We start from the raw sequence: 21,273 nt of genomic DNA, 5'->3' as shown, positions 1-21,273 counted from the left end.
TAGTACGACACGAAGGTTCTCAAGGTCATGTCTTCAGCTGAGTCTGATCAGCGCGCTCCGCACGCGGGCACCGGTGCCAGCTACGCAGCCGCGGGCGTCGACATCGAGGCGGGCGACCGCGCGGTGGAGCTGATGAAGGAGTGGGTGAAGAAGACCCAGCGCCCCGAGGTCCTCGGCGGCCTCGGCGGTTTCGCCGGTCTCTTCGACGCCTCCGCCCTCAAGCGCTTCGAGCGCCCGCTGCTCGCCTCCGCCACCGACGGCGTCGGCACCAAGGTCGACGTCGCCCGTCAGATGGGCGTCTACGACACCATCGGCCACGACCTCGTGGCGATGGTCATGGACGACATCGTGGTGTGCGGCGCCGAGCCGCTGTTCATGACGGACTACATCTGCGTCGGCAAGGTCCACCCCGAGCGGGTCGCCGCGATCGTGAAGGGCATCGCCGAGGGCTGTGTCCTGGCCGGCTGCGCCCTCGTGGGCGGTGAGACGGCCGAGCACCCCGGCCTGCTGGGCGAGGACGACTTCGACGTCGCCGGCGCCGGTACGGGCGTGGTCGAGGCGGACCGCCTGCTCGGCCCGGATCGCATCCGTACGGGTGACTCGGTGATCGCCATGGCGGCCTCCGGTCTTCACTCGAACGGGTACTCGCTGGTCCGGCATGTCCTGCTGAACCAGGCCGGCCTGGCCCTGGACGCGCGGATCGAGGAGTTCGGCCGCACCCTCGGCGAGGAGCTGCTGGAACCCACCAAGATCTACTCGCTGGACTGCCTGGCGCTGACCCGGACCACCGATGTGCACGCGTTCTCGCACATCACCGGCGGCGGCCTCGCCGCCAACCTGGCCCGGGTGATCCCCGACGGGCTGCACGCCGTCGTGGACCGCTCCACCTGGACCCCGGCCCCCGTGTTCGACCTCGTCGGCCGGACGGGCCAGGTCGAGCGCCTGGAGCTGGAGAAGACCCTGAACATGGGCGTCGGCATGATCGCGATCGTGCCGCAGGAGTCCACGGACGCCGCCCTCGCGACCCTGGCCGACCGCGGGGTCGAGTCCTGGGTCGCCGGTGAGATCACGGACCGCGGTGAGCACACCACGGGCGCGGAGCTGGTGGGCGACTACGCCGGCTGACGCCCGGAAGGCGGACGCTGAAAGGCAGACGCTCGAAGGGCAGCGCAAAACCCGGTCCGGCGGCGGTGACCGCCTCGGACCGGGTCGAGCACAGCAGAGTCGTCAAGCGCCTCGGCGCTGCGACGCGGGACCGGACTCGTCGTCCTCATCGTCCTCGTCGTCGTTGTATAGATCCGCGTACTGCGCGTACGGGTCGTCCTCGTCCTCGTCGTCGTCCTCGAACGGCTCGCCGTTCGGCGGCTGATGCGAAGTCGAAGCGCCCAGCTCGTTGGCCAGACGCGACAGGTCAGTCCCGCCGCTGTTGTACTTCAGCTGGCGGGCGACCTTTGTCTGCTTGGCCTTGGCCCGGCCGCGCCCCATGGCTCGACCCCCTCGGTGACGGGGCTCGACGGCCCCAGAGTCTTGACACGCGTTCATGATCCGGAACGGACTCTCCGCAGAGAGACCGGCCCGTAGGGCTTCCACGGTACCTGAGCCCACGCGCATACGGTACGTCGCCCGCAGCACGTGCCTGAGCCCACAACCCTCGAGTCGCCCCGTACCCGCTGGTCAACCGCGATTTTAACTACTTCTGGGCGGGCGACCCGCCGACGGACGTGAGAGTTCTCTCTAAGTGCCCGTCGGCGGGTACCGGACAAATGTCCGGACGGCTCGGATCAGCCCGCCCGGCGGGCCGCGGCGGCCTCGTGCATCCGCTGCTCGGCGATCCGGTCCGCGGCGGCGGCCGGCGGAATCCCGTCCGCCTTCGCACGTGCGAATATGGCGAGCGTGGTCTCGTAGATGCCCGCCGCCTTCGCCTTGCACCGCTCGAAGTCGAAGCCGTGCAGTTCGTCGGCGACCTGGATGACACCGCCCGCGTTCACCACGTAGTCCGGGGCGTAGAGGATCCCGCGGTCGGCGAGGTCCTTCTCCACGCCCGGGTGGGCGAGCTGGTTGTTGGCCGCGCCGCAGACGACCCTGGCGGTCAGCACCGGGACGGAGTCGTCACTGAGGGCGCCGCCGAGTGCGCAGGGGGCGTAGACGTCCAGCCCCTCGATCCGGATCAGGGCCTCGGTGTCGGCCACCGCGGTGACGCCCTCGTGCCGCTCGGTGATCCGGCGGACGGCGTCCTCGCGGACGTCGGTCACGAAGACCTCGGCGCCCTCGGCGACCAGGTGCTCGACCAGGTGGTGACCGACCTTGCCGACCCCGGCGATGCCGACCCTGCGGCCGCGCAGCGAGGGGTCGCCCCACAGGTGCTGGGCGGACGCCCGCATGCCCTGGTAGACGCCGTAGGCGGTGAGCACCGAGGAGTCGCCGGCGCCGCCGTTCTCGGGGGAGCGGCCGGTCGTCCACGGGCACTCGCGGGCCACGACGTCCATGTCGGCGACGTAGGTGCCGACGTCGCAGGCGGTGACGTAGCGCCCGCCGAGGGAGGCCACGAAACGGCCGTAGGCGAGGAGCAGCTCCTCGGTCTTGTCCCGCTCCGGGTCACCGATGATCACGGCCTTGCCGCCGCCGTGGTCGAGACCGGCCATGGCGTTCTTGTACGACATCCCGCGCGCGAGGTTCAGGGCGTCGGCGACGGCCTCCTCCTCGGTCGCGTAGGGGTAGAAGCGCGTACCGCCGAGGGCCGGGCCCAGCGCGGTGCTGTGGATGGCGATGACGGCCTTGAGGCCGGTGGCGCGGTCCTGACAGAGCACGACCTGCTCGTGTCCGCCCTGCTCCGAGTGGAAGAGGGTGTGCAGGACGCCGTCGGTTACGTCGGTCACTGTGGTGACTCCTGGGTAAGTAGCGGCGATCGGGAGCAGCTCCCTGGGGTGGCGGGAACTGTGAGCAAGAGATTAGAGCCTGGGGCGCCCCGCCACCTCGACGTGCTCAGGATCACCTACTCCCGGAGCACCCCCGTGCGACGATTTGCATAGTTTTCCCGCGTCTTTGTGAGCGGGTTTCTCAGTTTTTCCCGGCGGACGGCGGGGGATGGAGCAGGCGTGCCCAAGGTGTCCTCGCTGATCGTCCCGTACGCGGTCTACTTGCGCGTCTACGAGCCGCTGGCCGCCTTCCCCGAACCCGAGCGCAGCCACTGGGCGCGATACGCCCGGCTCGCCGAGCGGCCCTCGTACCAGGACGAACTGCGGCGCGCCCTGGCCGACTTGCTGCCCACCCCACCGGTCCCGGTGCCCGTGCACGAGAGCCTGGACGCGTTCGTGCTGGAGGCCGACGGCGTGGTCTGCGTCTGCCCGTGGCGGACCCGGCTGCGCGGCTGGCAGGCGCTGGAGGACCTCGGCGAGGAGCTGTCGCCCGCGGTGCTGGACGCGGTGCTCCCGGCGCTGCTGCGCATGCAGGCCGCCCAGGACTACGAGCGCTGGCTGGGGCGCAACCCCGACGCCCGGCCCTGGATCCGCACCGCGACCTGGCAGGTGCCGCTGCACTGGTTCGTCCTCGTCTCCGACGAGGAGCGGCGCTACGACGAGGGCACCGGCGAGGTCCCGCCGATGCTGCGGTACCGGACGCCGATGGTGCAGGCGCGCCGCCGGGTGGCCCGGGCCCTGCGGACCCTGAAGGACACCGTCGGCGAAGGCCCCCTGGTGGAGGGCCTGGTGGACGTGGGGCGCTGGCTGGAGGAGTTCCATCCGCGCTCCCTGGTCGAACTCGACTACGGCGGCCTGGTGCACGTACTGCCGGCCGGTGCGCTGGAGGACGACCACTCCGCCGCCGACGTGGCCGAGGGCATCGCGGCGCTGCGCTCCGGGGACGGGGCGGCCGCGGGGGTGGCGTACGGGCGGCTGGTGGAGCGGTGGCGGTCGGTGCGCGCACGCCGGTCGGCCAACTGACCGTGAGCCAGGTCACGAACCGGTGTTTGACCGGAAGCCCGTTTTGGGGTTTGGTCCTCCTTCTGGTGCACCCGGGGTTCTTGAAGTTCCGTCAACATCGGACGTAGAACCCGATCCGGGCTTTCGCCGCAAGGTGTGTCAAGCGTGATGGACCGCACTTACGCGGCTCTTGCGTCCCTTCCCCACCCTCATGCCAAAATAGGACAAGGAGTCCGGGGAGGACTCTGCTCGCATTGCACGCTTTGGGGGGTCTGATGACTCCTGATCGCCCTGTGACTGATCGTCACAGTGGCGTGACTGTCCGCTATGGCATGGTCCATCGGCTTCCGTCGCTGATGAACACCTGGAGGGGCAATTCCATCGGTTTGGCCGACGCGGCTGGACAGATGGTGTAGTTGTAGTGCCGAGGACAAGCCGTTCGTCCTATAACCGACTCGACTCGCGTCCGCCATTTCGGGCAACGCGGGTCAAGGTGCAGAATTTAGAGGAAAGAACCGAGAAGGTTCGGTTCTCCCGAGGAGGCCGCTCATGACCGCTCGCACCCCTGATGCCGAGCCGCTGCTGACCCCGGCTGAGGTCGCCACCATGTTCCGCGTCGACCCCAAGACGGTCACGCGGTGGGCGAAGGCCGGAAAGCTCACATCCATCCGTACGCTCGGCGGGCATCGCCGCTATCGCGAGGCCGAGGTCCGCGCTCTGCTCGCGGGCATCCCGCAGCAGCGCAGCGAGGCCTGAACAACTTCATAACCGGACAATTCGGCGGGTCCCCCAACGCGCCGAGGCGTCCGAACCCATAGCTCCAAGCGACGAGGGCCCTGCCCCAACAGGGCTCACGCCCAGGGCTTCAGGCAACTGACAGGGTGCGTCGTAGATCGCGCTGGACTCCGCCGGGTCCAGCGCGATCTTTTTTGTGCGCGGACGCGGGCTTGCCGGACGGTCTGTGTGTGGCCTTGTCGGAGCCTGGGGAGGGGTGTCGGATCTCCTGTGCGTCCGGCCCCCGGGGTAGTGCAATTGCACATATTAAATTGACCAGTTGTAGGACAGGTGTAAGTACCGCGGTTTCCAAAAGTCATGCGGTGACACCCGTCACATGCCGGGGAGCTTGTTGCCTCTGGCGTATGTGCGCTAGTGGAGCCGTGCCTTCCAGCACGCCCTGGCGGCAGGGGCGTTGGGGATCGGGGGCCGCCCCGCGAGTCACGCGGGGGACGGGGTCTCGTCCTCGACGGGGAGTGCGGACGGCGGGGGCGGGGCGGCTGCCGTGGCCGTCACGGGCGCCGGCGGTTCGTCCGGCTCGACGGGGCCGGCCGACGGCCGGCCCGCGGCCGGCGCCGAGTCCATCGCGAGCCGCAGCAGCTGATGGCAGATCGGACAGTGCCGGGTGAGATGCCGGTAGGAGGAAGCGGCCGACAGGTGCGCGCGGAGCAACGCCCGCGTCTCGTGCCTAGCCGAAGCCGCCATACGCCACCTCCAGGGGCCTACGGAGATTGGGCCCTGGTTTCTGGGTACCGAGCGAATGTGACGCCGTCAAGACGGCGCGAGGCGCCTCGCCGGGCCTCGACGCACCCTGTCACGCCCCTGTCGGATCCCTGTCGCCCCCAGGAGGCGCCCCACGCGCCCCGAGCGCCCCACGGCACCCTTCCGTGCCAGCCGGTACGCGGGCACACGCAGAAGGACCCGGGTCATATGACCCGGGTCCTTCATTCATGCGGTCCTGACGGGATTTGAACCCGCGGCCTCCACCTTGACAGGGTGGCGAGCACTCCAAACTGCTCCACAGGACCAGGTTTCGCGGCGCTCATTCCTGCGTTGCGCTGCGAGATGAGACTGTACAGGACCCCGGGTGTCCTGGTCGAACTCACCGTCCGTACAGCCTCCGTCACGGTGCCAGCGCGTCGATCGCCTTCACGATCCGCTTGTCCGAGACGGGGTACGCCGTGCCCAGCGCGTGCGCGAAATAGCTCACCCGCAGCTCCTCGATCATCCAGCGGACGTCCAGGACCTGCCGCGGCACCGGACGCCCCTGCGGCATCTGCTCCAGCAGCCACGCGTACTCGTCCTGCATCTCGTGGACCTTCTCCATACGCGTCGTGTCGCGCTGCACGTTCGCCGGCATCTGCTGGAGCCGCCGGTCCACCGCCACCAGGTACCGCATCAGGTCCGGCAGCCGGGCCACCCCCGCCGCCGTCACGAACCCCGGCTTCACCAGCGCGTCGAGCTGCTTGCGGACATCCGTCAGATTCGCCAGCAGCACCGCGCTGCGCACGCCCTTCAGACGCCGCTCGCACGCCTGCCACGCCGACAGCACCTGCTGCACCTGCCCGACCGTACGCACCGTCGTGTCGACGATCTCCGCCCGCACCCGGTCATACAGCTTCCGGTACGACTCCTCGTCCCACGCCGGTCCGCCGAAGTCCCCGATCAGCTTGTCCGCCGCCGCCATGGCGCAGTCGTCGAAGAGCGCCTGCACCGAACCGTGCGGGTTCGCCGACAGCGCCAGCTTCTGCGCGTTGGAGAGGCGATCGCTCGCGAACTTCCCCGGATTCACCGGGATGTTCCGCAGCACCAGACGGCGCGTGCCCCGCCACATCGCCTGCGCCTGCTCCGCCTCGGAGTCGAACAGCCGCACCGACACGGTGTCGCCGTCGTCCACCAGCGCCGGGTACGCCTTCACCGGCTGGCCGGCCCGGCGCGTCTCGAAGACCCGCGTCAGCGTCCCGATCGACCAGTCGGTCAGACCCTTGCGCTCCAGCGACTCGCCGCCCTCCCGGGACGCCGTCGCCGCGGCCGCCTGCGACAGCGCCTCGCGCGCCCGCGGCTTGAGCCTCAGCCGCAGCGCCTCCAGGTCCTTGGCCTCCGCCAGCTTGCGCCGCCGCTCGTCCACGATCCGGAACGTGATCCGCAGATGCTCCGGCACCCGCGCCCAGTCGAAGTCCTCCGCCTCGAACGGCACCCCGACCATGCGCTTCAGCTCACGCGCCATCGTCACCGTCAACGGCTCCTGCAACGGCACCGCGCGCTCCAGGAACGCCTTCGCGAAGTTCGGGGCCGGGACGTAGTGCCGGCGCACCGGCTTCGGCAGCGAACGGATCAGCTCCGTCACGACCTCCTCCCGCAGCCCCGGGATCTGCCAGTCGAAGCCCTCGTCGGTGACCTGGTTCAGCACCTGCAACGGAATGTGGACCGTCACGCCGTCCGCGTCCGCACCCGGCTCGAACTGGTACGTCACCCGGAACTTCAGCGGACCCTGCCGCCACGAGTCCGGGTAGTCGGCCTTGGTGACCGCCTCCGCCGACTCGCGGATCAGCATCGCCCGTTCGAAGTCCAGGAAGTCCGGCTGCTCGTGCCGCTTGTGCTTCCACCACGAGTCGAAATGCGCCCCCGACACCACATGTTCGGGCACCCGCTGCTCGTAGAAGTCGAACAGCGTGTCGTCGTCCACCACGATGTCCCGGCGCCGCGCCCGGTGCTCCAACTCCTCGACCTCGCTGAGGAGTCGGCGGTTGTCGGCGAAGAACTTGTGATGCGTACGCCAGTCGCCCTCGACCAGCGCGTTGCGGATGAACAGCTCGCGGCTGACCTCGGGGTCGATTCGCCCGTAGTTCACCTTCCGCTGCGCGACGATCGGCACCCCGTACAGCGTGACCTTCTCGAAGGCCATCACCGCCGCCTGGTCCTTCTCCCAGTGCGGTTCGCTGTACGTCCGCTTCAGCAGGTGCTCCGCCAGCGGCTCGACCCACTCCGGCTCGATCTTCGCGTTGACCCGCGCCCACAGCCGCGAGGTCTCCACCAGCTCCGCCGACATCACGAACCGCGGCGGCTTGCGGAACAGCGCCGAACCCGGGAAGACCGCGAACTTCGCGTTGCGGGCGCCCAGGTACTCGTTCTTGGCGCCGTCCTTCACGTCCTTCATCCCGATGTGGGACAACAGGCCTGCCAGCAAGGACACATGGACCCGGTCGCCCGGGGCGTCCTCCTCGTTCAGCTCGATCCCCATCTGCTTCGCGACCGTGCGCAACTGCAGATAGATGTCCTGCCACTCACGGATCCGCAGGAAGTTCAGGTACTCCTGCTTGCACATCCGCCGGAAGGAACTGGAACCGCGCTCCTTCTGCTGCTCCCGCACGTACCGCCACAGGTTCAGGTACGCCAGGAAGTCACTGGTCTCGTCCTTGAAGCGGGCGTGCTGCTGATCGGCCTGCGCCTGCTTGTCCGCGGGACGCTCGCGCGGGTCCTGGATCGACAGCGCGGCCGCTATCACCATGACCTCGCGGACACAGCCGTTGCGGTCCGCCTCCAGCACCATCCGCGCCAGCCTCGGGTCCACCGGCAACTGGGCCAGCTTGCGGCCCGTCTCGGTCAGCCGCTTGCGGACGTCCTTCTGCGCCGGGTCCAGCGCGCCCAGCTCCTGGAGCAACTGCACACCGTCGCGGATGTTGCGATGGTCCGGCGGGTCGATGAACGGGAACTTCTCGATGTCCCCGAGCCCGGCCGCCGTCATCTGCAGGATGACCGAGGCCAGGTTGGTCCGCAGGATCTCCGCGTCCGTGAACTCCGGACGCCCCTCGAAGTCGTCCTCGGCGTACAGCCGGACGCAGATGCCGTCGCTCGTCCGCCCGCACCGGCCCTTGCGCTGGTTCGCGCTGGCCTGCGAGATCGGCTCGATCGGCAGCCGCTGCACCTTGGTGCGATGGCTGTAGCGGCTGATCCGCGCGAAACCCGGATCGATGACGTACTTGATGCCCGGCACCGTCAGCGAGGTCTCGGCGACGTTCGTCGCCAGAACGATCCTGCGGCCGGTGTGCGGCTGGAACACCCGGTGCTGCTCGGCGTGCGAGAGCCGCGCGTACAGCGGCAGGACCTCCGTGAACCGGTACTTCTTCCGCTCCAGGGCGTCCGCGGTGTCCCGGATCTCCCGCTCGCCCGAGAGGAAGACGAGGATGTCGCCCTTCCCCTCGCCCATCAGCTCCTCGACGGCGTCCGTGATCGCGGTGATCTGGTCCCGGTCCGAGTCCGCCGAGTCCTCCTCCAGCAGCGGCCGGTACCGCACCTCCACCGGATACGTCCGCCCGCTCACCTCGATGATCGGCGCGTCCCCGAAGTGCCGGGAGAACCGCTCGGGATCGATCGTCGCCGAGGTGATGACGACCTTCAGGTCCGGCCGCTTGGGCAGCAACTGCGCCAGGTACCCGAGCAGGAAGTCGATGTTCAGGGACCGCTCGTGCGCCTCGTCGATGATGATCGTGTCGTAGGCGCGCAGCTCGCGGTCGGTCTGGATCTCGGCCAGCAGGATGCCGTCCGTCATCAGCTTGATGAACGTGGCGTCCTGGTTGACCTGGTCGGTGAAGCGGACCTTCCAGCCCACGGCCTGCCCGAGCGGGGTGTCCATCTCCTCGGCCACCCGCTCGGCCACCGTGCGCGCCGCGATCCGGCGCGGCTGGGTGTGCCCGATCATGCCGCGCACCCCACGGCCCAGCTCCAGGCAGATCTTGGGGATCTGGGTCGTCTTGCCGGACCCGGTCTCACCGGCGACGATGACCACCTGGTGATCACGGATGGCGGCCGCGATGTCGTCCTTCTTCTGGCTGACCGGCAGCTGCTCGGGGTACCGGACGGCCGGAACCCGGGCACGCCGCACCCCCATCCGCTCCTCGGCCCGGACGACCTCCGCCTCGATGTCGACGAGGACGGCGGCCCGGGCCTCCGGCTTACGGATCTTGCGCGCGCCCTCGAGCCGCCGACCGAGCCGGTGCGCGTCACGCAGCGACAGCTCGGTCAGACGGGGGGCGAGGGCGCCGAGGGCGGGGGCAGGGTGCGTAGACATACGCGATCCAGGATCTCATCCCGGCCAAATTCCTGGCGAACGCTTTTGCCGGGCCCGGCGCCCGAGCCGCCCTGACGAACAACAAGGCCCCGATCCGGAGATCGGGGCCTTCGTTGTGGCTGGGGCCGGGGTCGAACCGGCGACCTATCGCTTTTCAGGCGATCGCTCGTACCAACTGAGCTACCCAGCCACGAGGCTTCCGGGGAAACCTCAGCGGTCCTGACGGGATTTGAACCCGCGGCCTCCACCTTGACAGGGTGGCGAGCACTCCAAACTGCTCCACAGGACCTTGCTGTGCGTACGACAGTGTCGCACACCGTACTGCGTGCCCCCAACGGGATTCGAACCCGTGCTACCGCCTTGAAAGGGCGGCGTCCTAGGCCGCTAGACGATGAGGGCTATCGGCCCGCCTGCGCGCTTTCCAGCGCGTCGGGGACGTGAGAAGCATATGGGATGGCGGGAGGGATCGCCAAAACGGTTTACGGGGACGGGGACGAGGGCGGTGACGGGGACGGCGTGGGGGCGGGCGTCGGGGGCGGGGTGACGCCCGGGTGGTTCTCCTCCGGCAGGTGGCGGCTGACCTCCGCCGTGGTCAGGCCGAGGCCGCCGAGTTCGATCTCGTCCCAGGCCTGGAGGCGCCGGGTGTCCCGGTCGAAGTAGAGGATCGAGGTCTCGATGGGGTCGGGGTACTTGCCCTCGATCGCACGCAGGCCGCTGCCGCCGGTGGAGCCCTCGACGCGCAGCCGGGTGCCGCGCTCCAGGACCTCCGTCTCGTCGTGGTGGATGTGGCCGGCCAGGACCAGGGGGACCTCGCCGTCCACGCCGCGGGCCGCCTCGGGTTCGTGGGCGATCGCCACGTCGGCCGGGGTGCCGGCGGCCTGCTGGTCGCGCAGGGCGGTGGCGAGCCGGGCGCCGGCCAGTTCCTGGGAGGCGCCGGCGCCGGGCCGGGCGGTGCGGTCGGGGGTGAACTGGGGGTCGCCGATGCCCGCGAAGCGCAGTCCGGCGACGGTCCTGGCGCGGCCGTCGTCGAGGACGTGGACGTTGTCCAGCTTCTCCAGGTAGCGCTGGGTGGTCATGGAGTCGTGGTTGCCGCGGACCCAGACGTAGGGGGCGCCGAGGTCCTCGATGGGGTCGAGGAAGCCGTTCTCGGCGGCGCTGCCGTGGTCCATGGTGTCGCCGGAGTCGACGATGACGTCGACCCGGTACTGCTCGACGAGCGAGGCGATGATCTTCCAGCTGGCGGGGTTGAGGTGGATGTCGGATACGTGCAGGACGCGGATGGTGGTGGGGTCGGGCCGGTAGGCGGGGAGGGTGGAGGTGGCGTCGTAGAGCTTGGTGACGTTGGTGACCAGCCGGGCCAGTTCCTTCTGGTAGACGTCGAACTCGGTGACGATGCTGCGGGCGTCGCCGACCAGTGAGGGCGCGGAGGAGAGCAGGCCGGAGAACTTGGGTTCGAGGACGGAGTCCGGGTTCCAGGTGGCGGCCGCGGTGGCTCCGGAGGCGGCGAGCAGGGTGAGCGCGAGGCCGCCGGCGCCGAGGGCGCGGCGGGGGCGGCGGTAGACGGCGAGCCCCAGTGCGGTGGCGCCGGTGACGACGGCGACGCAGGAGCGCAGGGCGAGTTCGCGGGTGCCGCGGGCGATGTCCTGGGCGACCTCGTCCTGGAGGCCGGAAAGGCGTTCGGGGTGGTCGACGAGGGCCTGGGAGCGCTCGGGGTCCAGCTGGTCGACGTTGACGTCGAGGCGGACGGGCGCGGTGTGGCTGTCGAGCCGGAGCGCGCCCAGCGGGGAGACGTTGATCTTGGTGCCGCCGGTGAACGAGGGGCGCAGGGTCATGGTGGTGTTCATGGGGCCGACGGAGACGGGGACGTTGCCGACGGTCAGCAGGCCGAGCCAGGCGCCGAGCAGGACGACACCGACGAGCCCGAGGGCCCGTGCCCAGGGGCGCGGCCGCGGCGCGAGTCCGGCGGGGCCGGGCGTCCGGCGCGGGGTGTGGGGGGTCCGTCGTATCCGGTGGGTGAGGGTGCGCAGTGCGGCGGGGACGGGGACCATTGGTCGCGTATGCCCAAGTGCGGGGGGCGATATGCCGGGGCGACGGGGGTCTCGTGCGGGTGGTCCGTGTCGCAGAATGGCGGTGTGCTGGAGATGACGCGCGAGGAGTTCGAGGAACTGGTCGCCGAGGCGTTGGACCGGATCCCGCCGGAGTTGACGCGGTTGATGGACAACGTGGCGGTGTTCGTGGAGGACGAGCCGCCCGCGGACGATCCGGAGCTGCTGGGGCTGTACGAGGGGACGCCGTTGACGGACCGCGGTGAGTGGTACGCGGGGGTGCTGCCGGACCGGATCACGATCTACCGGGGTCCGACCCTGCGGATGTGCGAGTCCCGGGACGACGTGGTGGCGGAGACCGAGGTGACGGTGGTGCACGAGATCGCGCACCACTTCGGGATCGACGACGACCGGCTGCACGCGCTGGGGTACGGCTGAGGGCCGGGCGAGGTGGGGCGCGTGTCCTCTTGTGGGCGGCGGGAGTTGGTGAGGTTGACTCCTGTGCCTTCATCGGAGGTGGCTGCCCGTGCGCCCCTTGCGTGTTCCTGTCCGTCTGGCCGTCACGGCGGTGGCCGTCGCCGCCGCCGCGGGTTGTATGAGCGTGGGTGACGGCGGTTCCGACGGGGACGTGAAGCCCTCGCGTTCGGCGGGGCACCGCGGTGCCGAGGAGCCGGGCGGGGGCCGCGCGGTGTCCGGCGGTGGTCCCGGGTACGGGTACGGGGCCGCGGACGGTGAGCGGGGCAAGGACGGGAAGGCCGAGAAGGGCAAGGGCAAGGGCAGGAAGTCCGCGTCCCCCTCGGCGTCCGCGTCCGAGGGGCCCGGCGGGGACGCCTCGGCGCCGGGCCGGCCCGGGGAGTCGGAGCAGCCGGGCGGGCCGGGGGAGCCGACGAAGGCGCCGCCCACGCCGACTCCGGCGGAGCCCACGCCCACGCCGACCCCGGTGGAGCCGACGGTCACTCCCGAGCCGACGGTGGCGGAGCCGTCCTCGTCGGCCCACGGGGAGGCGGGGCCGCAGCTGGGGCCGCTGGAGCCGGCTCCCGAGGCGGGCGCGCCGGCCTAGCCGGCCGGGGGTGTGACCTACGTCTAGTCGGCTTGGTTTGCCTTGGGGGGTGGGGGGTGCGTATGGTGGTAGATCGTTTGATCCCATTTGCCCGGCGCCGATGCAGAGCGCGCCGTGTGGCGCGTACTCTCCCTTGCCGTGGCGGACCGCATAGAGGCGGTCGTGTAGCGAAACACGGAGTTGACGGGCGCGTGCCGACGAGACTCCGGAAGGTTTCGCATACGCATGTCCATTTCCAGTTCTGATCAGGTCGTCCTGCCCGAGAACACCTCCTCCGAGAACGCCGAGGAGTCGGCCGTTCCCGAGATCACCTTCGCGGACCTCGGTCTGCCGGAGGCCGTGGTGCGCAAGCTGGCGCAGAACGGCGTGACCACCCCCTTCCCGATCCAGGCCGCGACCATCCCGGACGCGCTGGCGGGCAAGGACATCCTGGGCCGCGGTCGTACCGGCTCGGGCAAGACCCTGTCGTTCGGCCTGCCGACGCTCGCGCGTCTGTCCGGCGGACGCACCGAGAAGCACCGTCCGCGCGCCGTGATCCTCACCCCGACCCGTGAGCTCGCGATGCAGGTCGCGGACGCCCTCCAGCCCTACGGCGACCAGCTCGGCCTGAAGATGAAGGTCGTCTGCGGCGGTACGTCGATGGGCAACCAGATCTACGCCCTGGAGCGCGGCGTGGACGTGCTGGTGGCCACTCCGGGCCGGCTGCGCGACATCATCAACCGCGGCGCCTGCTCCCTGCAGGACGTCCAGGTCGCCGTTCTCGACGAGGCCGACCAGATGTCCGACCTGGGCTTCCTGCCCGAGGTCACCGAGCTGCTGGACCAGGTTCCGGCGGGCGGTCAGCGGATGCTGTTCTCCGCGACGATGGAGAACGAGATCAAGACCCTCGTCGACCGGTACCTCAAGGACCCGGTCCTGCACGAGGTCGACGCGGCCCAGGGTGCGGTCACGACGATGTCGCACCACATCCTGATCGTGAAGCCCAAGGACAAGGCGCCGGTCACGGCGGCCATCGCCTCCCGCAAGGGCCGGACGATCATCTTCGTCCGTACCCAGCTGGGCGCGGACCGGGTCGCCGAGCAGCTGCGCGACGCGGGTGTGAAGTCGGACGCGCTGCACGGCGGTATGACGCAGGGCGCGCGGACGCGGACGCTGGCGGACTTCAAGGACGGTTACGTCAACGTCCTGGTCGCCACCGACGTGGCCGCCCGCGGTATCCACGTGGACGGCATCGACCTGGTGCTGAACGTGGACCCGGCCGGCGACCACAAGGACTACCTGCACCGCGCGGGCCGCACGGCGCGTGCGGGCCGTACCGGCACCGTGGTGTCGCTGTCCCTGCCGCACCAGCGCCGGCAGATCTTCCGGCTGATGGAGGACGCGGGCGTCGACGCCGGGCGTCACATCATCCAGGGCGGTGCCGCGTTCGACCCGGAGGTCGCCGAGATCACCGGTGCCCGGTCGATGACCGAGGTGCAGGCGGAGTCCGCGGGCAACGCGGCGCAGCAGGCCGAGCGTGAGGTCGCGCACCTGGCGAAGCAGCTGGAGCGTGCGCAGCGTCGTGCGACGGAGCTGCGCGAGGAGTCGGACCGCCTGGTGGCCCGCGTGGCGCGTGAGCGCGGCGAGGACCCGGAGGCGGCGGTGGCCGAGGCGCAGGCGGCGGTGGCCGCGGCCGAGGTCGCGGTCCCGGAGCAGCCGGACGCGCAGGACGCCGAGCGGGGCGAGGCCCCGTCGACGTACGAGCGTCGTGAGCGTCGGGACGACCGTCGTGACGGCGACCGCGGTGGGCGTTCCTTCGAGCGTCGTGACAACGACCGTGGTGGCTTCCGCCGGGACAACGACCGTGGTGGCCGTTCCTTCGAGCGTCGTGACAACGAGGGTCGTTCCTTCGAGCGTCGTGACGGTGGCGACCGTGGTGGCTTCCGCCGCGACAACGACCGCGGTGGGCGTTCCTTCGAGCGTCGTGAGGGTGGCGACCGTGGTGGCTTCCGTCGCGACAACGACCGTGGCGGCCGCTCCTTCGAGCGTCGCGACAACGAGGGCCGTTCCTTCGAGCGCCGGGACAACGACCGCGGTGGGTTCCGCCGGGACAACGAGGGTCGTTCCTTCGAGCGTCGTGACGGTGGCGACCGTGGCGGCTTCCGCCGCGACAACGACCGTGGTGGCCGCTCCTTCGAGCGCCGTGACGAGCGCGGCGGGCACCGCGGCAGCGACCGCCCCTTCAACCGCGACCGCCAGGGTGACCGCCCCGGTTTCCGCACCGGTGGTCACGAGCGTCCGTACGGCCGTCGTGACGACCACCGCGGTGGCGGCTCCTTCCAGCGCCGCGAGGACAAGCCGCGCTGGAAGCGCAACGGCTGACCGGGTCTGAACCCCGTCTGAGAGTGGCCCGCACGGTTTCGGTCGTGCGGGCCTTCTTTTTTGGCCATGCGTGACGCATGTCACTCCCCCGGGTGGGGAATCGCTGGGGACATGACAGATGACGGCAGAACGAGCGGGCCGTCGGAGGGATCCCTCTCCGACGAGGAACGGCTGGCCCAGCTCGGCTACACGCAGGTTCTCGCCCGCCGCATGTCGGCGTTCTCCAACTACGCGGTCTCCTTCACGATCATCTCGGTGCTCTCCGGGTGTCTGACGCTGTATCTGTTCGGCATGAACACCGGCGGCCCGGCGGTGATCACCTGGGGCTGGGTCGCGGTCGGCCTGATGACCCTGTTCGTGGGCCTCGCGATGGCCGAGATCTGCTCGGCCTACCCGACCTCCGCCGGCCTGTACTTCTGGGCCCACCGACTGGCCCCGCCCCGGACCGCGGCGGCCTGGGCCTGGTTCACGGGCTGGTTCAACGTGCTGGGCCAGGTCGCGGTGACCGCCGGCATCGACTTCGGCGCCGCGTCCTTCCTGGGCGCCTACCTGAACCTCCAGTTCGGCTTCGAGGTGACACCCGGCCGCACGATCCTGCTCTTCGCCGGGATCCTGGTCCTGCACGGGCTGCTGAACACCTTCGGCGTGCGGATCGTGGCGCTGCTCAACAGCGTCAGCGTCTGGTGGCACGTCATCGGCGTCGCGGTCATCGTCGGCGCCCTGACCTTCGTACCGGACGAGCACCAGTCGGCGTCCTTCGTCTTCGGCGAGTTCGTGAACAACACCGGCTGGGGCAGCGGCCTGTACGTCGTCCTGCTGGGCCTGCTGATGGCCCAGTACACCTTCACCGGCTACGACGCCTCCGCCCACATGACGGAGGAGACCCACGACGCCTCGACGGCGGGCCCCAAGGGCATCGTGCGGTCCATCTGGACGTCGTGGATCGCGGGCTTCGTCCTTCTGCTCGGCTTCACCTTCGCCATCCAGTCCTACGACGGCGCCCTCGCCTCCCCGACCGGCGCGCCGCCCGCGCAGATCCTGCTCGACGCGCTCGGCGCGACGGCGGGCAAGCTGCTGCTCCTGGTCGTGATCGGGGCGCAGCTGTTCTGCGGGATGGCCTCCGTGACGGCCAACAGCCGCATGATCTACGCCTTCTCGCGCGACGGCGCACTGCCCTTCTCGCACGTCTGGCACACGGTCAGCCCACGCACCCGGACACCCGTGGCGGCGGTGTGGCTGGCCGCGCTCGGGGCACTGGTGCTGGGGCTGCCGTACCTGATCAACGTGACCGCGTACGCGGCGGTGACCTCGATCGCGGTGATCGGCCTCTACATCGCGTACGTCATCCCGACGCTGCTGCGACTGCGCAAGGGCGAGGACTTCGAACGGGGTCCCTGGCACCTGGGGCGCTGGTCCCGGGCGATCGGCGTGGTGGCGGTGGCGTGGGTCGGGGTGATCACGGTCCTGTTCATGCTGCCGCAGGTCTCCCCGGTGACCGCCGAGACCTTCAACTACGCCCCGGTCGCCGTCCTGGTCGTGCTCGGCTTCGCCGCCACCTGGTGGCGGGTCTCGGCCCGGCACTGGTTCCTCAACCCCGAGCACGAGCGCACCCGGGCCCGTGAGGCGGCCCGCGCGGGTGCGCCCGAACCGGTCGATCCGTAACCCTTCGCCCACCGGACACGGCCGTGTCCCCGATACCCGATCGGAGACTCGGCCGCGTCCGGCTATGCTCGTGGAGGCAACATCGCCTGGGCCCTTAGCTCAATTGGCAGAGCAGTGGACTTTTAATCCATTGGTTGTGGGTTCGAGTCCCACAGGGCCTACCGACGACGTGGCGCCCGTTCCGGCTTCGGCCGGGGCGGGCGCCGCGGTGTTTTCCGGGGGCGGGCCGGTTCACAGGGACGGGATCGCCTCGGTCAGGGCCGTTATCGCCGCTGCCAGGGGGGCTATCGGTTCGGCGAAGGCCGTCAGGCGGGTCAGGGCTCGGTGGACCACTCCGGGCTCGGGGGCCGGGTCGGTCAGTTCCTCGCGCAGGCGGCGCAGCTCGGCGCGGGGGGCGGTCTGGTCGGGGAGGGCGGCGCGGTGTTCGTCCAGGAGGCGTTCGACCAGGGTCAGCCGGTCGTCGATCAGGGTGCGCTGGTCGGCGGTGAGGGACTGGAAGGAGACGTGGCCCGCCACGGCCCGGGCGCCGGGGCCCACGGCCTGGTTGGCGACCTGGCTCTGGCCGCCGAACTGCTGCACGCCGAAGTTGACGCCCTCGGGGGGCTGCTGGGACATCCGGTTCTCCCTGTCGCGGTTACTTCGGTGCGGGCGCCGGTTCGGTGGTGGCCCGGGCGCCCGGGCCGACGGCCTGGTTGCCCACGACGCTGACCCCGCCGGTCTGCAGGACGCCGTGGTTGAGGATGGTCTGCGTCTGGGTGCGGAAGTCGGAGGTGTCGACGCCGTGTTCGTCCAGGAAGTCCCGTACGGCGGCCAGGGCGTGCCGGTCGAGGGCGGCGAACGTCCGCTCGGCGTCCACGCGTTGGAAGTGATCGAGGTACTCGTCGCCCATGGCGTGCTCGCGGATGCTGAGGCGGGCCCCGCGGTCGAAGGCGGGGTCGGTTCCCGCCGCCGCGTACTCGCGGCGCAGCCGTCGGAGGCGCCCCCACTCGCGCAGGGCGTCGCCGAGCACGGCCCGGGGCGCCCCGAACAGGGCGCTGTCGCTGCGCCGCAGCGCCGACAGCAGCAGGCCGGTGCGGTGCGCGGGGGTGAGGGCGGCGGGCAGCAGGTCGACGTCGCGCGGGCCGGGTCGCAGCGGGGTGAGGACGTGGCGGTCGCAGTGCAGGTGGAGGGTCCGGCCGACCACGGCGACGTGCAGCAGCTGGCTGGGTACCACCGCGCCGCCCCACAGCGGCAGATGGGCGGCCAGACAGTGCCGTGGGGTGCCCTGCGGGTCGAGGGCGATGTCGCGTACGGCGGTGTCGGAGAGCCGGGTGGCGGGGGCCCGCACCGGGTCGGGCAGCAGCCGTCGGTCGTCGGCGATCCGGGCGCCGCTGACGAAGACCCGGTCCTCCAGTTCCAGTGCCGCCAGGCTCGGTCCGGCGTCCGCGGGCGGCTGCTCGGCGGCGTGCCGCAGGGCGGCCTCGTGCAGCCGGGAGCGCAGCCGCCGTACGACGTCCCAGGTGTCGAAGGCGGTGAGCGGGGCGCCCGGCCGGGCCGGCAGCAGCGGCAGGGACACGGCCCACTGGGCCTGGCGTACACCCTGGCCGACGAAGGGGGAGAAGCCGCTGTAGACGGTGACGTTGCCGGTCTGCGCCTCGGCCACGGCCCGTACCCCGGCGGCCGCCCACGCCTCGCCGGCGTCGGGGGCGGTGCGGGCGTCGAAGGTCTCGCGGCGCAGGCCCTCGCGCAGCCGCCGGTCGACCTCCAGCTCCTCCCGCGTCATGATCCAAAACGCCCAGGCGCCCCCGCCGACCACCGCCAGCAGCGACGGGACGCCTCCCGCGTACGAGCCGGCCAGCCAGCTCCACGGGCCGGACAGCGGCAGCGTGGAGAGGAACACGCAGAACAGCACGCCGGCGAGCAGCACCCCGGCGCCCGTGCCGGCCAGCCGGCGCAGGGCCGCCGCCGTGTCCACCGGTTCCCGTCCGCGTACCGCGCGCCGCGGGGCCCGGGAGGCGGCGGCCAGCGCCTTGAGGGCGAGGTGGCCGAAGACCAGCCACAGGGGTCCGAAGGCGCCGGTCAGGAGGTACACGGCGGCGAGTTCGCGGTCGCGCTCCAGGTGTAATCGGCGGGCCGCCAGGCTGTGCCGTACGACGGGCACGAGGTCGACGCCGGGGGAGGGGGCGACGGCGCCGAGTTCGTCGCGCAGGACCTCCTCGACGACGCGGCGGCTGAACTCGGGGTCGGTGTAGGCCGCGGCGCACAGGTGGCGGGTGGTGTCGTCGGCGTCGGTGGAGCCGACGGCACCGCCGGGGACCTCGGGCGAGGGGAGTGCCATGGTGCTCCTCCGTTCGCGGATGCGGGACCTGGCCGCGCGGGTGCGGGTACCGCCGTACGCGGCTCCCAGGGCCACGCCCAGGAGCACGCCGAAGACCAGGCCGTCGACGAGGAACCGGATGATCACCTCGTCGGGCCGGCCGCCGAAGAAGGTCAGGGCCTCCTCGCCCTCGGCCTTCAGGACGGCCCAGGAGGCCACCGCGGCGACGAGGGAGATGACGATGCCCGCCCCGAGTGCGGCCAACTGCCGCAGGCCCGGGGTGGCCGGGGTGCCGGTCAGCACCCGGGGTACGAGCACGATGCCGGCGAGGGTGACGAGCAGGGCGGTGTTGCCGGCGAGGTAGAGGGGTTCGGCCAGCCCCTCCGAGCCGGGGGACAGGGCCCAGGAGGGGACGAACAGCGCGCGGTGCACGAAGCGCGGCAGCGGTGTCTCGGGGTCGAGCCTCAGCAGCGGTTCGCGCAGCCAGGGGCTGCCCAGCAGCACAAGGCCCGCGCACAGCAGCGCGGTTCTCCGTCCCGTACGCACGAATCGCCCCATGGCAACCCCCAGTCACGGCCCGCTCGCAGCACTCTACGTAGTCGAACGGCTGCACACCAGGGGTCTGCGGGGCGGTGCGGGCGGCCGGTCAGCCCGCCGTGCGCTCCGCCAACTCGGCCAGCGGCAGGGTGTGTTGGGTCTGGAGGACCTTGGCGCGCAGATAGCGGACGTTGTGGGCGGTGGTGAAGACGCCGGTGGGGACGCGGTCACGGACGGCGATGCCGAGCGCGCGCAACTGGTCTGATTTGTCGGGGTTGTTGGAGAGCAGGTCCAGTTCGCCGATGCCGAGCGCGCGGAGCATCTGCGCGGCCGCCGTGTAGTCGCGGGCGTCCTCGGGCAGGCCGAGGGCCGCGTTCGCCGCGTAGGTGTCGAGGCCCTGGTCCTGGAGGGCGTACGCGTCGAGCTTGTTGTAGAGGCCGATGCCGCGGCCCTCCTGGCGGAGGTAGAGCAGGACGCCGCCGCGCTCGGCGATGCGCTCGACCGCCTCGCGGAGCTGGGGGCCGCAGTCGCAGCGGGCGGAGCCGAAGACGTCGCCGGTCAGGCACTCGGAGTGCAGCCGGACCAGGGGGGCGGGGCCGGGGTCGCCGAGGACGACGGCCAGGTGCTCCTGGTCGTCGGCGAGGCCGTGGAAGGTGACCACGTCGGCCTCGACCTCGTAGCCGTCGCCGAAGCGCAGCGGTATCCGGACGCGGGAGCGCACGGTCGCGGCGGGGGCGTGAAGGTCCGGAGTCGTGGCGGGGGCGTGAAGGTCCGGAGCCGTGGCGGGGGCGTGAAGGTCGGCAGTCGCGGCGGGAGCGTGAGGGTTCGAGGCCGCGGCGGGGACGCGGGGCTGCGGAGTGGCGGCGGGGTGGTCGGACATGCGGGTCTCCGGTCGTCCTGGGCTCTCTGCTTCGGATGGCTGCCTCGACGGCCGCCTCGATTGCTGCTTCAGATTTGAAGCAGATCCTCGGAATCGGACCCTAACCCATGCTTGAACTTTGAAGCAACTGATCGGCGGCGGGGTTCAGCCGTCCTCGCCGGACGCGCACGGCGAGGACCGGCGCAGCCACGGCACCTCGGCCGGCTCCCCGCCCTGGAGCGCCCGGGCGACCCCGCCGAAGATCTCCTCCAGCTGGCCCACCTGCTCCGGCGTGAGGTGGTCGAAGAGGGCGGCCCGGACCGTGGCCACATGACCGGGAGCCGTCCGCTCCAGCACCGTCATGCCCTCCTCCGTCAGTGCGGCGACACTGCCCCGCTTGTCCCACCGGCACTCCTCGCGCCGCACCAGACCGTCCTTCTCCAGCCGGCTCACGGCGTACGTCAGCCGGCTCCGGGTGATCTTCAGCCGTTCCGCGAGGTCGGTCATCCGCAGCCGCCGCTCCGGGGACTCGGAGAGGTTGGCGAGGATGGAGTAGTACATGTGCGGCATGCCGGCGTCATGCTGGAGCTGCCGGTCCAGGGCGTCCTCCAGCAGGAGGGTGGCACCCAGGTACGCGCGCCAGGCGCGCTGCTCCTCGGGAGTGAGCCAGCGGGTCGTCATGGACCCAGTGTAG

16 protein-coding genes and 5 tRNA genes are annotated in these 21,273 nt (G+C 71.0%); 8 read left to right on the top strand and 13 right to left on the bottom strand.

What is annotated here, in order from left to right; translation table 11 throughout:
• Nucleotides 1–27: 27 nt before the first annotated feature.
• On the top strand, nt 28–1,125 hold the full coding sequence (gene purM, locus ABT296_RS02130; protein WP_351922446.1) for a phosphoribosylformylglycinamidine cyclo-ligase: 1,098 nt from the start codon (nt 28–30) through the stop codon (nt 1,123–1,125).
• A 102-nt stretch (nt 1,126–1,227) separates the two neighbouring features.
• Here purM and ABT296_RS02125 read toward each other — a convergent pair whose 3' ends face one another.
• A complete protein-coding gene (locus ABT296_RS02125; protein WP_351922445.1) occupies nt 1,228–1,485 on the bottom strand; it encodes a DUF3073 domain-containing protein in 258 nt (85 codons plus the stop codon).
• Between the two features lie 296 nt (nt 1,486–1,781).
• Complete coding sequence (locus tag ABT296_RS02120; protein ID WP_351922444.1) at nt 1,782–2,876, bottom strand: Leu/Phe/Val dehydrogenase; 1,095 nt, start codon at nt 2,874–2,876, stop codon at nt 1,782–1,784.
• Nucleotides 2,877–3,095: 219 nt separating this feature from the next.
• Between ABT296_RS02120 and ABT296_RS02115 the strand changes: the two genes are divergently transcribed.
• Together ABT296_RS02115 and bldC are read left to right on the top strand one after the other, a co-directional pair.
• A complete protein-coding gene (locus ABT296_RS02115; protein ID WP_351922443.1) occupies nt 3,096–3,938 on the top strand; it encodes a DUF8083 family protein in 843 nt (280 codons plus the stop codon).
• Nucleotides 3,939–4,466: 528 nt separating this feature from the next.
• A complete protein-coding gene (gene bldC / locus ABT296_RS02110; protein ID WP_003949541.1) occupies nt 4,467–4,673 on the top strand; it encodes a developmental transcriptional regulator BldC in 207 nt (68 codons plus the stop codon).
• Nucleotides 4,674–5,132: 459 nt separating this feature from the next.
• On the opposite strand, the gene ABT296_RS02105 is transcribed toward bldC, so the two are convergent.
• The 7 genes from ABT296_RS02105 to ABT296_RS02075 all read right to left on the bottom strand — a co-directional run bounded on the left by ABT296_RS02105 (nt 5,133) and on the right by ABT296_RS02075 (nt 11,807).
• On the bottom strand, nt 5,133–5,396 hold the full coding sequence (locus ABT296_RS02105) for a DUF6274 family protein (RefSeq protein ID WP_351922442.1): 264 nt from the start codon (nt 5,394–5,396) through the stop codon (nt 5,133–5,135).
• Between the two features lie 248 nt (nt 5,397–5,644).
• Nucleotides 5,645–5,719 (bottom strand) — tRNA-Asp (locus ABT296_RS02100).
• Nucleotides 5,720–5,814: 95 nt separating this feature from the next.
• Nucleotides 5,815–9,759: an ATP-dependent RNA helicase HrpA gene (gene hrpA, locus ABT296_RS02095; RefSeq protein ID WP_351922441.1), complete on the bottom strand. Its 3,945-nt coding sequence runs from the start codon at nt 9,757–9,759 to the stop codon at nt 5,815–5,817.
• A gap of 116 nt (nt 9,760–9,875) precedes the next feature.
• Nucleotides 9,876–9,949 (bottom strand) — tRNA-Phe (locus ABT296_RS02090).
• A 24-nt stretch (nt 9,950–9,973) separates the two neighbouring features.
• Nucleotides 9,974–10,048 (bottom strand) — tRNA-Asp (locus ABT296_RS02085).
• A 37-nt stretch (nt 10,049–10,085) separates the two neighbouring features.
• Nucleotides 10,086–10,158, bottom strand: a tRNA-Glu gene (locus ABT296_RS02080).
• An 80-nt stretch (nt 10,159–10,238) separates the two neighbouring features.
• On the bottom strand, nt 10,239–11,807 hold the full coding sequence (locus ABT296_RS02075; protein WP_351922440.1) for a metallophosphoesterase family protein: 1,569 nt from the start codon (nt 11,805–11,807) through the stop codon (nt 10,239–10,241).
• A gap of 84 nt (nt 11,808–11,891) precedes the next feature.
• On the opposite strand from ABT296_RS02075, the gene ABT296_RS02070 reads away from it, so the two are divergent.
• From ABT296_RS02070 to ABT296_RS02050, 5 genes are all read left to right on the top strand, one after another.
• Complete coding sequence (locus ABT296_RS02070) at nt 11,892–12,242, top strand: metallopeptidase family protein (protein WP_351922439.1); 351 nt, start codon at nt 11,892–11,894, stop codon at nt 12,240–12,242.
• Nucleotides 12,243–12,330: 88 nt separating this feature from the next.
• The gene (locus tag ABT296_RS02065) at nt 12,331–12,864 is read left to right on the top strand and encodes a hypothetical protein (RefSeq protein WP_351922438.1); all 534 of its coding nucleotides are present in this window, start codon (nt 12,331–12,333) and stop codon (nt 12,862–12,864) included.
• 225 nt (nt 12,865–13,089) lie between these two features.
• A complete protein-coding gene (locus ABT296_RS02060; protein WP_351922437.1) occupies nt 13,090–15,225 on the top strand; it encodes a DEAD/DEAH box helicase in 2,136 nt (711 codons plus the stop codon).
• A 111-nt stretch (nt 15,226–15,336) separates the two neighbouring features.
• Nucleotides 15,337–16,887, top strand: a complete 1,551-nt coding sequence (locus ABT296_RS02055; protein WP_351922436.1) for an amino acid permease — start codon at nt 15,337–15,339, stop codon at nt 16,885–16,887.
• An 88-nt stretch (nt 16,888–16,975) separates the two neighbouring features.
• Nucleotides 16,976–17,048 (top strand) — tRNA-Lys (locus ABT296_RS02050).
• 70 nt (nt 17,049–17,118) lie between these two features.
• Here ABT296_RS02050 and ABT296_RS02045 read toward each other — a convergent pair.
• From ABT296_RS02045 to ABT296_RS02030, 4 genes are all read right to left on the bottom strand, one after another.
• Nucleotides 17,119–17,502 carry a DUF5955 family protein gene (locus tag ABT296_RS02045; protein ID WP_351922435.1) on the bottom strand — a complete coding sequence of 128 codons (384 nt, stop codon included), beginning with the start codon at nt 17,500–17,502 and terminating at the stop codon, nt 17,119–17,121.
• 19 nt (nt 17,503–17,521) lie between these two features.
• Entirely contained in the window at nt 17,522–19,729 is a 2,208-nt protein-coding gene (locus ABT296_RS02040) for an AbeC-like domain-containing protein (protein ID WP_351922434.1), read from the bottom strand.
• A 100-nt stretch (nt 19,730–19,829) separates the two neighbouring features.
• The gene (locus ABT296_RS02035; protein ID WP_351922433.1) at nt 19,830–20,600 is read right to left on the bottom strand and encodes a GTP cyclohydrolase II; all 771 of its coding nucleotides are present in this window, start codon (nt 20,598–20,600) and stop codon (nt 19,830–19,832) included.
• A 144-nt stretch (nt 20,601–20,744) separates the two neighbouring features.
• The gene (locus tag ABT296_RS02030) at nt 20,745–21,260 is read right to left on the bottom strand and encodes a MarR family winged helix-turn-helix transcriptional regulator (protein ID WP_351922432.1); all 516 of its coding nucleotides are present in this window, start codon (nt 21,258–21,260) and stop codon (nt 20,745–20,747) included.
• Nucleotides 21,261–21,273 lie beyond the last annotated feature (13 nt).

The organism is Streptomyces sp. NPDC000983, from assembly GCF_040299205.1.
Lineage (GTDB): Bacteria > Actinomycetota > Actinomycetes > Streptomycetales > Streptomycetaceae > Streptomyces.
The sequence above is the reverse complement of the archived record's forward strand: the minus strand, read 5'-3'. Positions and strand labels throughout refer to the sequence as shown.

What these genes read in the sequence shown, in the direction of transcription:
- ABT296_RS02105 (WP_351922442.1), bottom strand. Translation starts at nt 5,396, where the DNA reads ATGGCGGCTTCGGCTAGGCACGAGACGCGGGCGTTGCTCCGCGCGCAC.
- hrpA (WP_351922441.1), bottom strand. Translation starts at nt 9,759, where the DNA reads ATGTCTACGCACCCTGCCCCCGCCCTCGGCGCCCTCGCCCCCCGTCTG.
- ABT296_RS02055 (WP_351922436.1), top strand. Translation starts at nt 15,337, where the DNA reads ATGACAGATGACGGCAGAACGAGCGGGCCGTCGGAGGGATCCCTCTCC.
- ABT296_RS02045 (WP_351922435.1), bottom strand. Translation starts at nt 17,502, where the DNA reads ATGTCCCAGCAGCCCCCCGAGGGCGTCAACTTCGGCGTGCAGCAGTTC.
- ABT296_RS02030 (WP_351922432.1), bottom strand. Translation starts at nt 21,260, where the DNA reads ATGACGACCCGCTGGCTCACTCCCGAGGAGCAGCGCGCCTGGCGCGCG.
- bldC (WP_003949541.1), top strand. Translation starts at nt 4,467, where the DNA reads ATGACCGCTCGCACCCCTGATGCCGAGCCGCTGCTGACCCCGGCTGAG.
- ABT296_RS02035 (WP_351922433.1), bottom strand. Translation starts at nt 20,600, where the DNA reads ATGTCCGACCACCCCGCCGCCACTCCGCAGCCCCGCGTCCCCGCCGCG.
- ABT296_RS02125 (WP_351922445.1), bottom strand. Translation starts at nt 1,485, where the DNA reads ATGGGGCGCGGCCGGGCCAAGGCCAAGCAGACAAAGGTCGCCCGCCAG.
- ABT296_RS02075 (WP_351922440.1), bottom strand. Translation starts at nt 11,807, where the DNA reads ATGGTCCCCGTCCCCGCCGCACTGCGCACCCTCACCCACCGGATACGA.
- purM (WP_351922446.1), top strand. Translation starts at nt 28, where the DNA reads ATGTCTTCAGCTGAGTCTGATCAGCGCGCTCCGCACGCGGGCACCGGT.
- ABT296_RS02060 (WP_351922437.1), top strand. Translation starts at nt 13,090, where the DNA reads ATGTCCATTTCCAGTTCTGATCAGGTCGTCCTGCCCGAGAACACCTCC.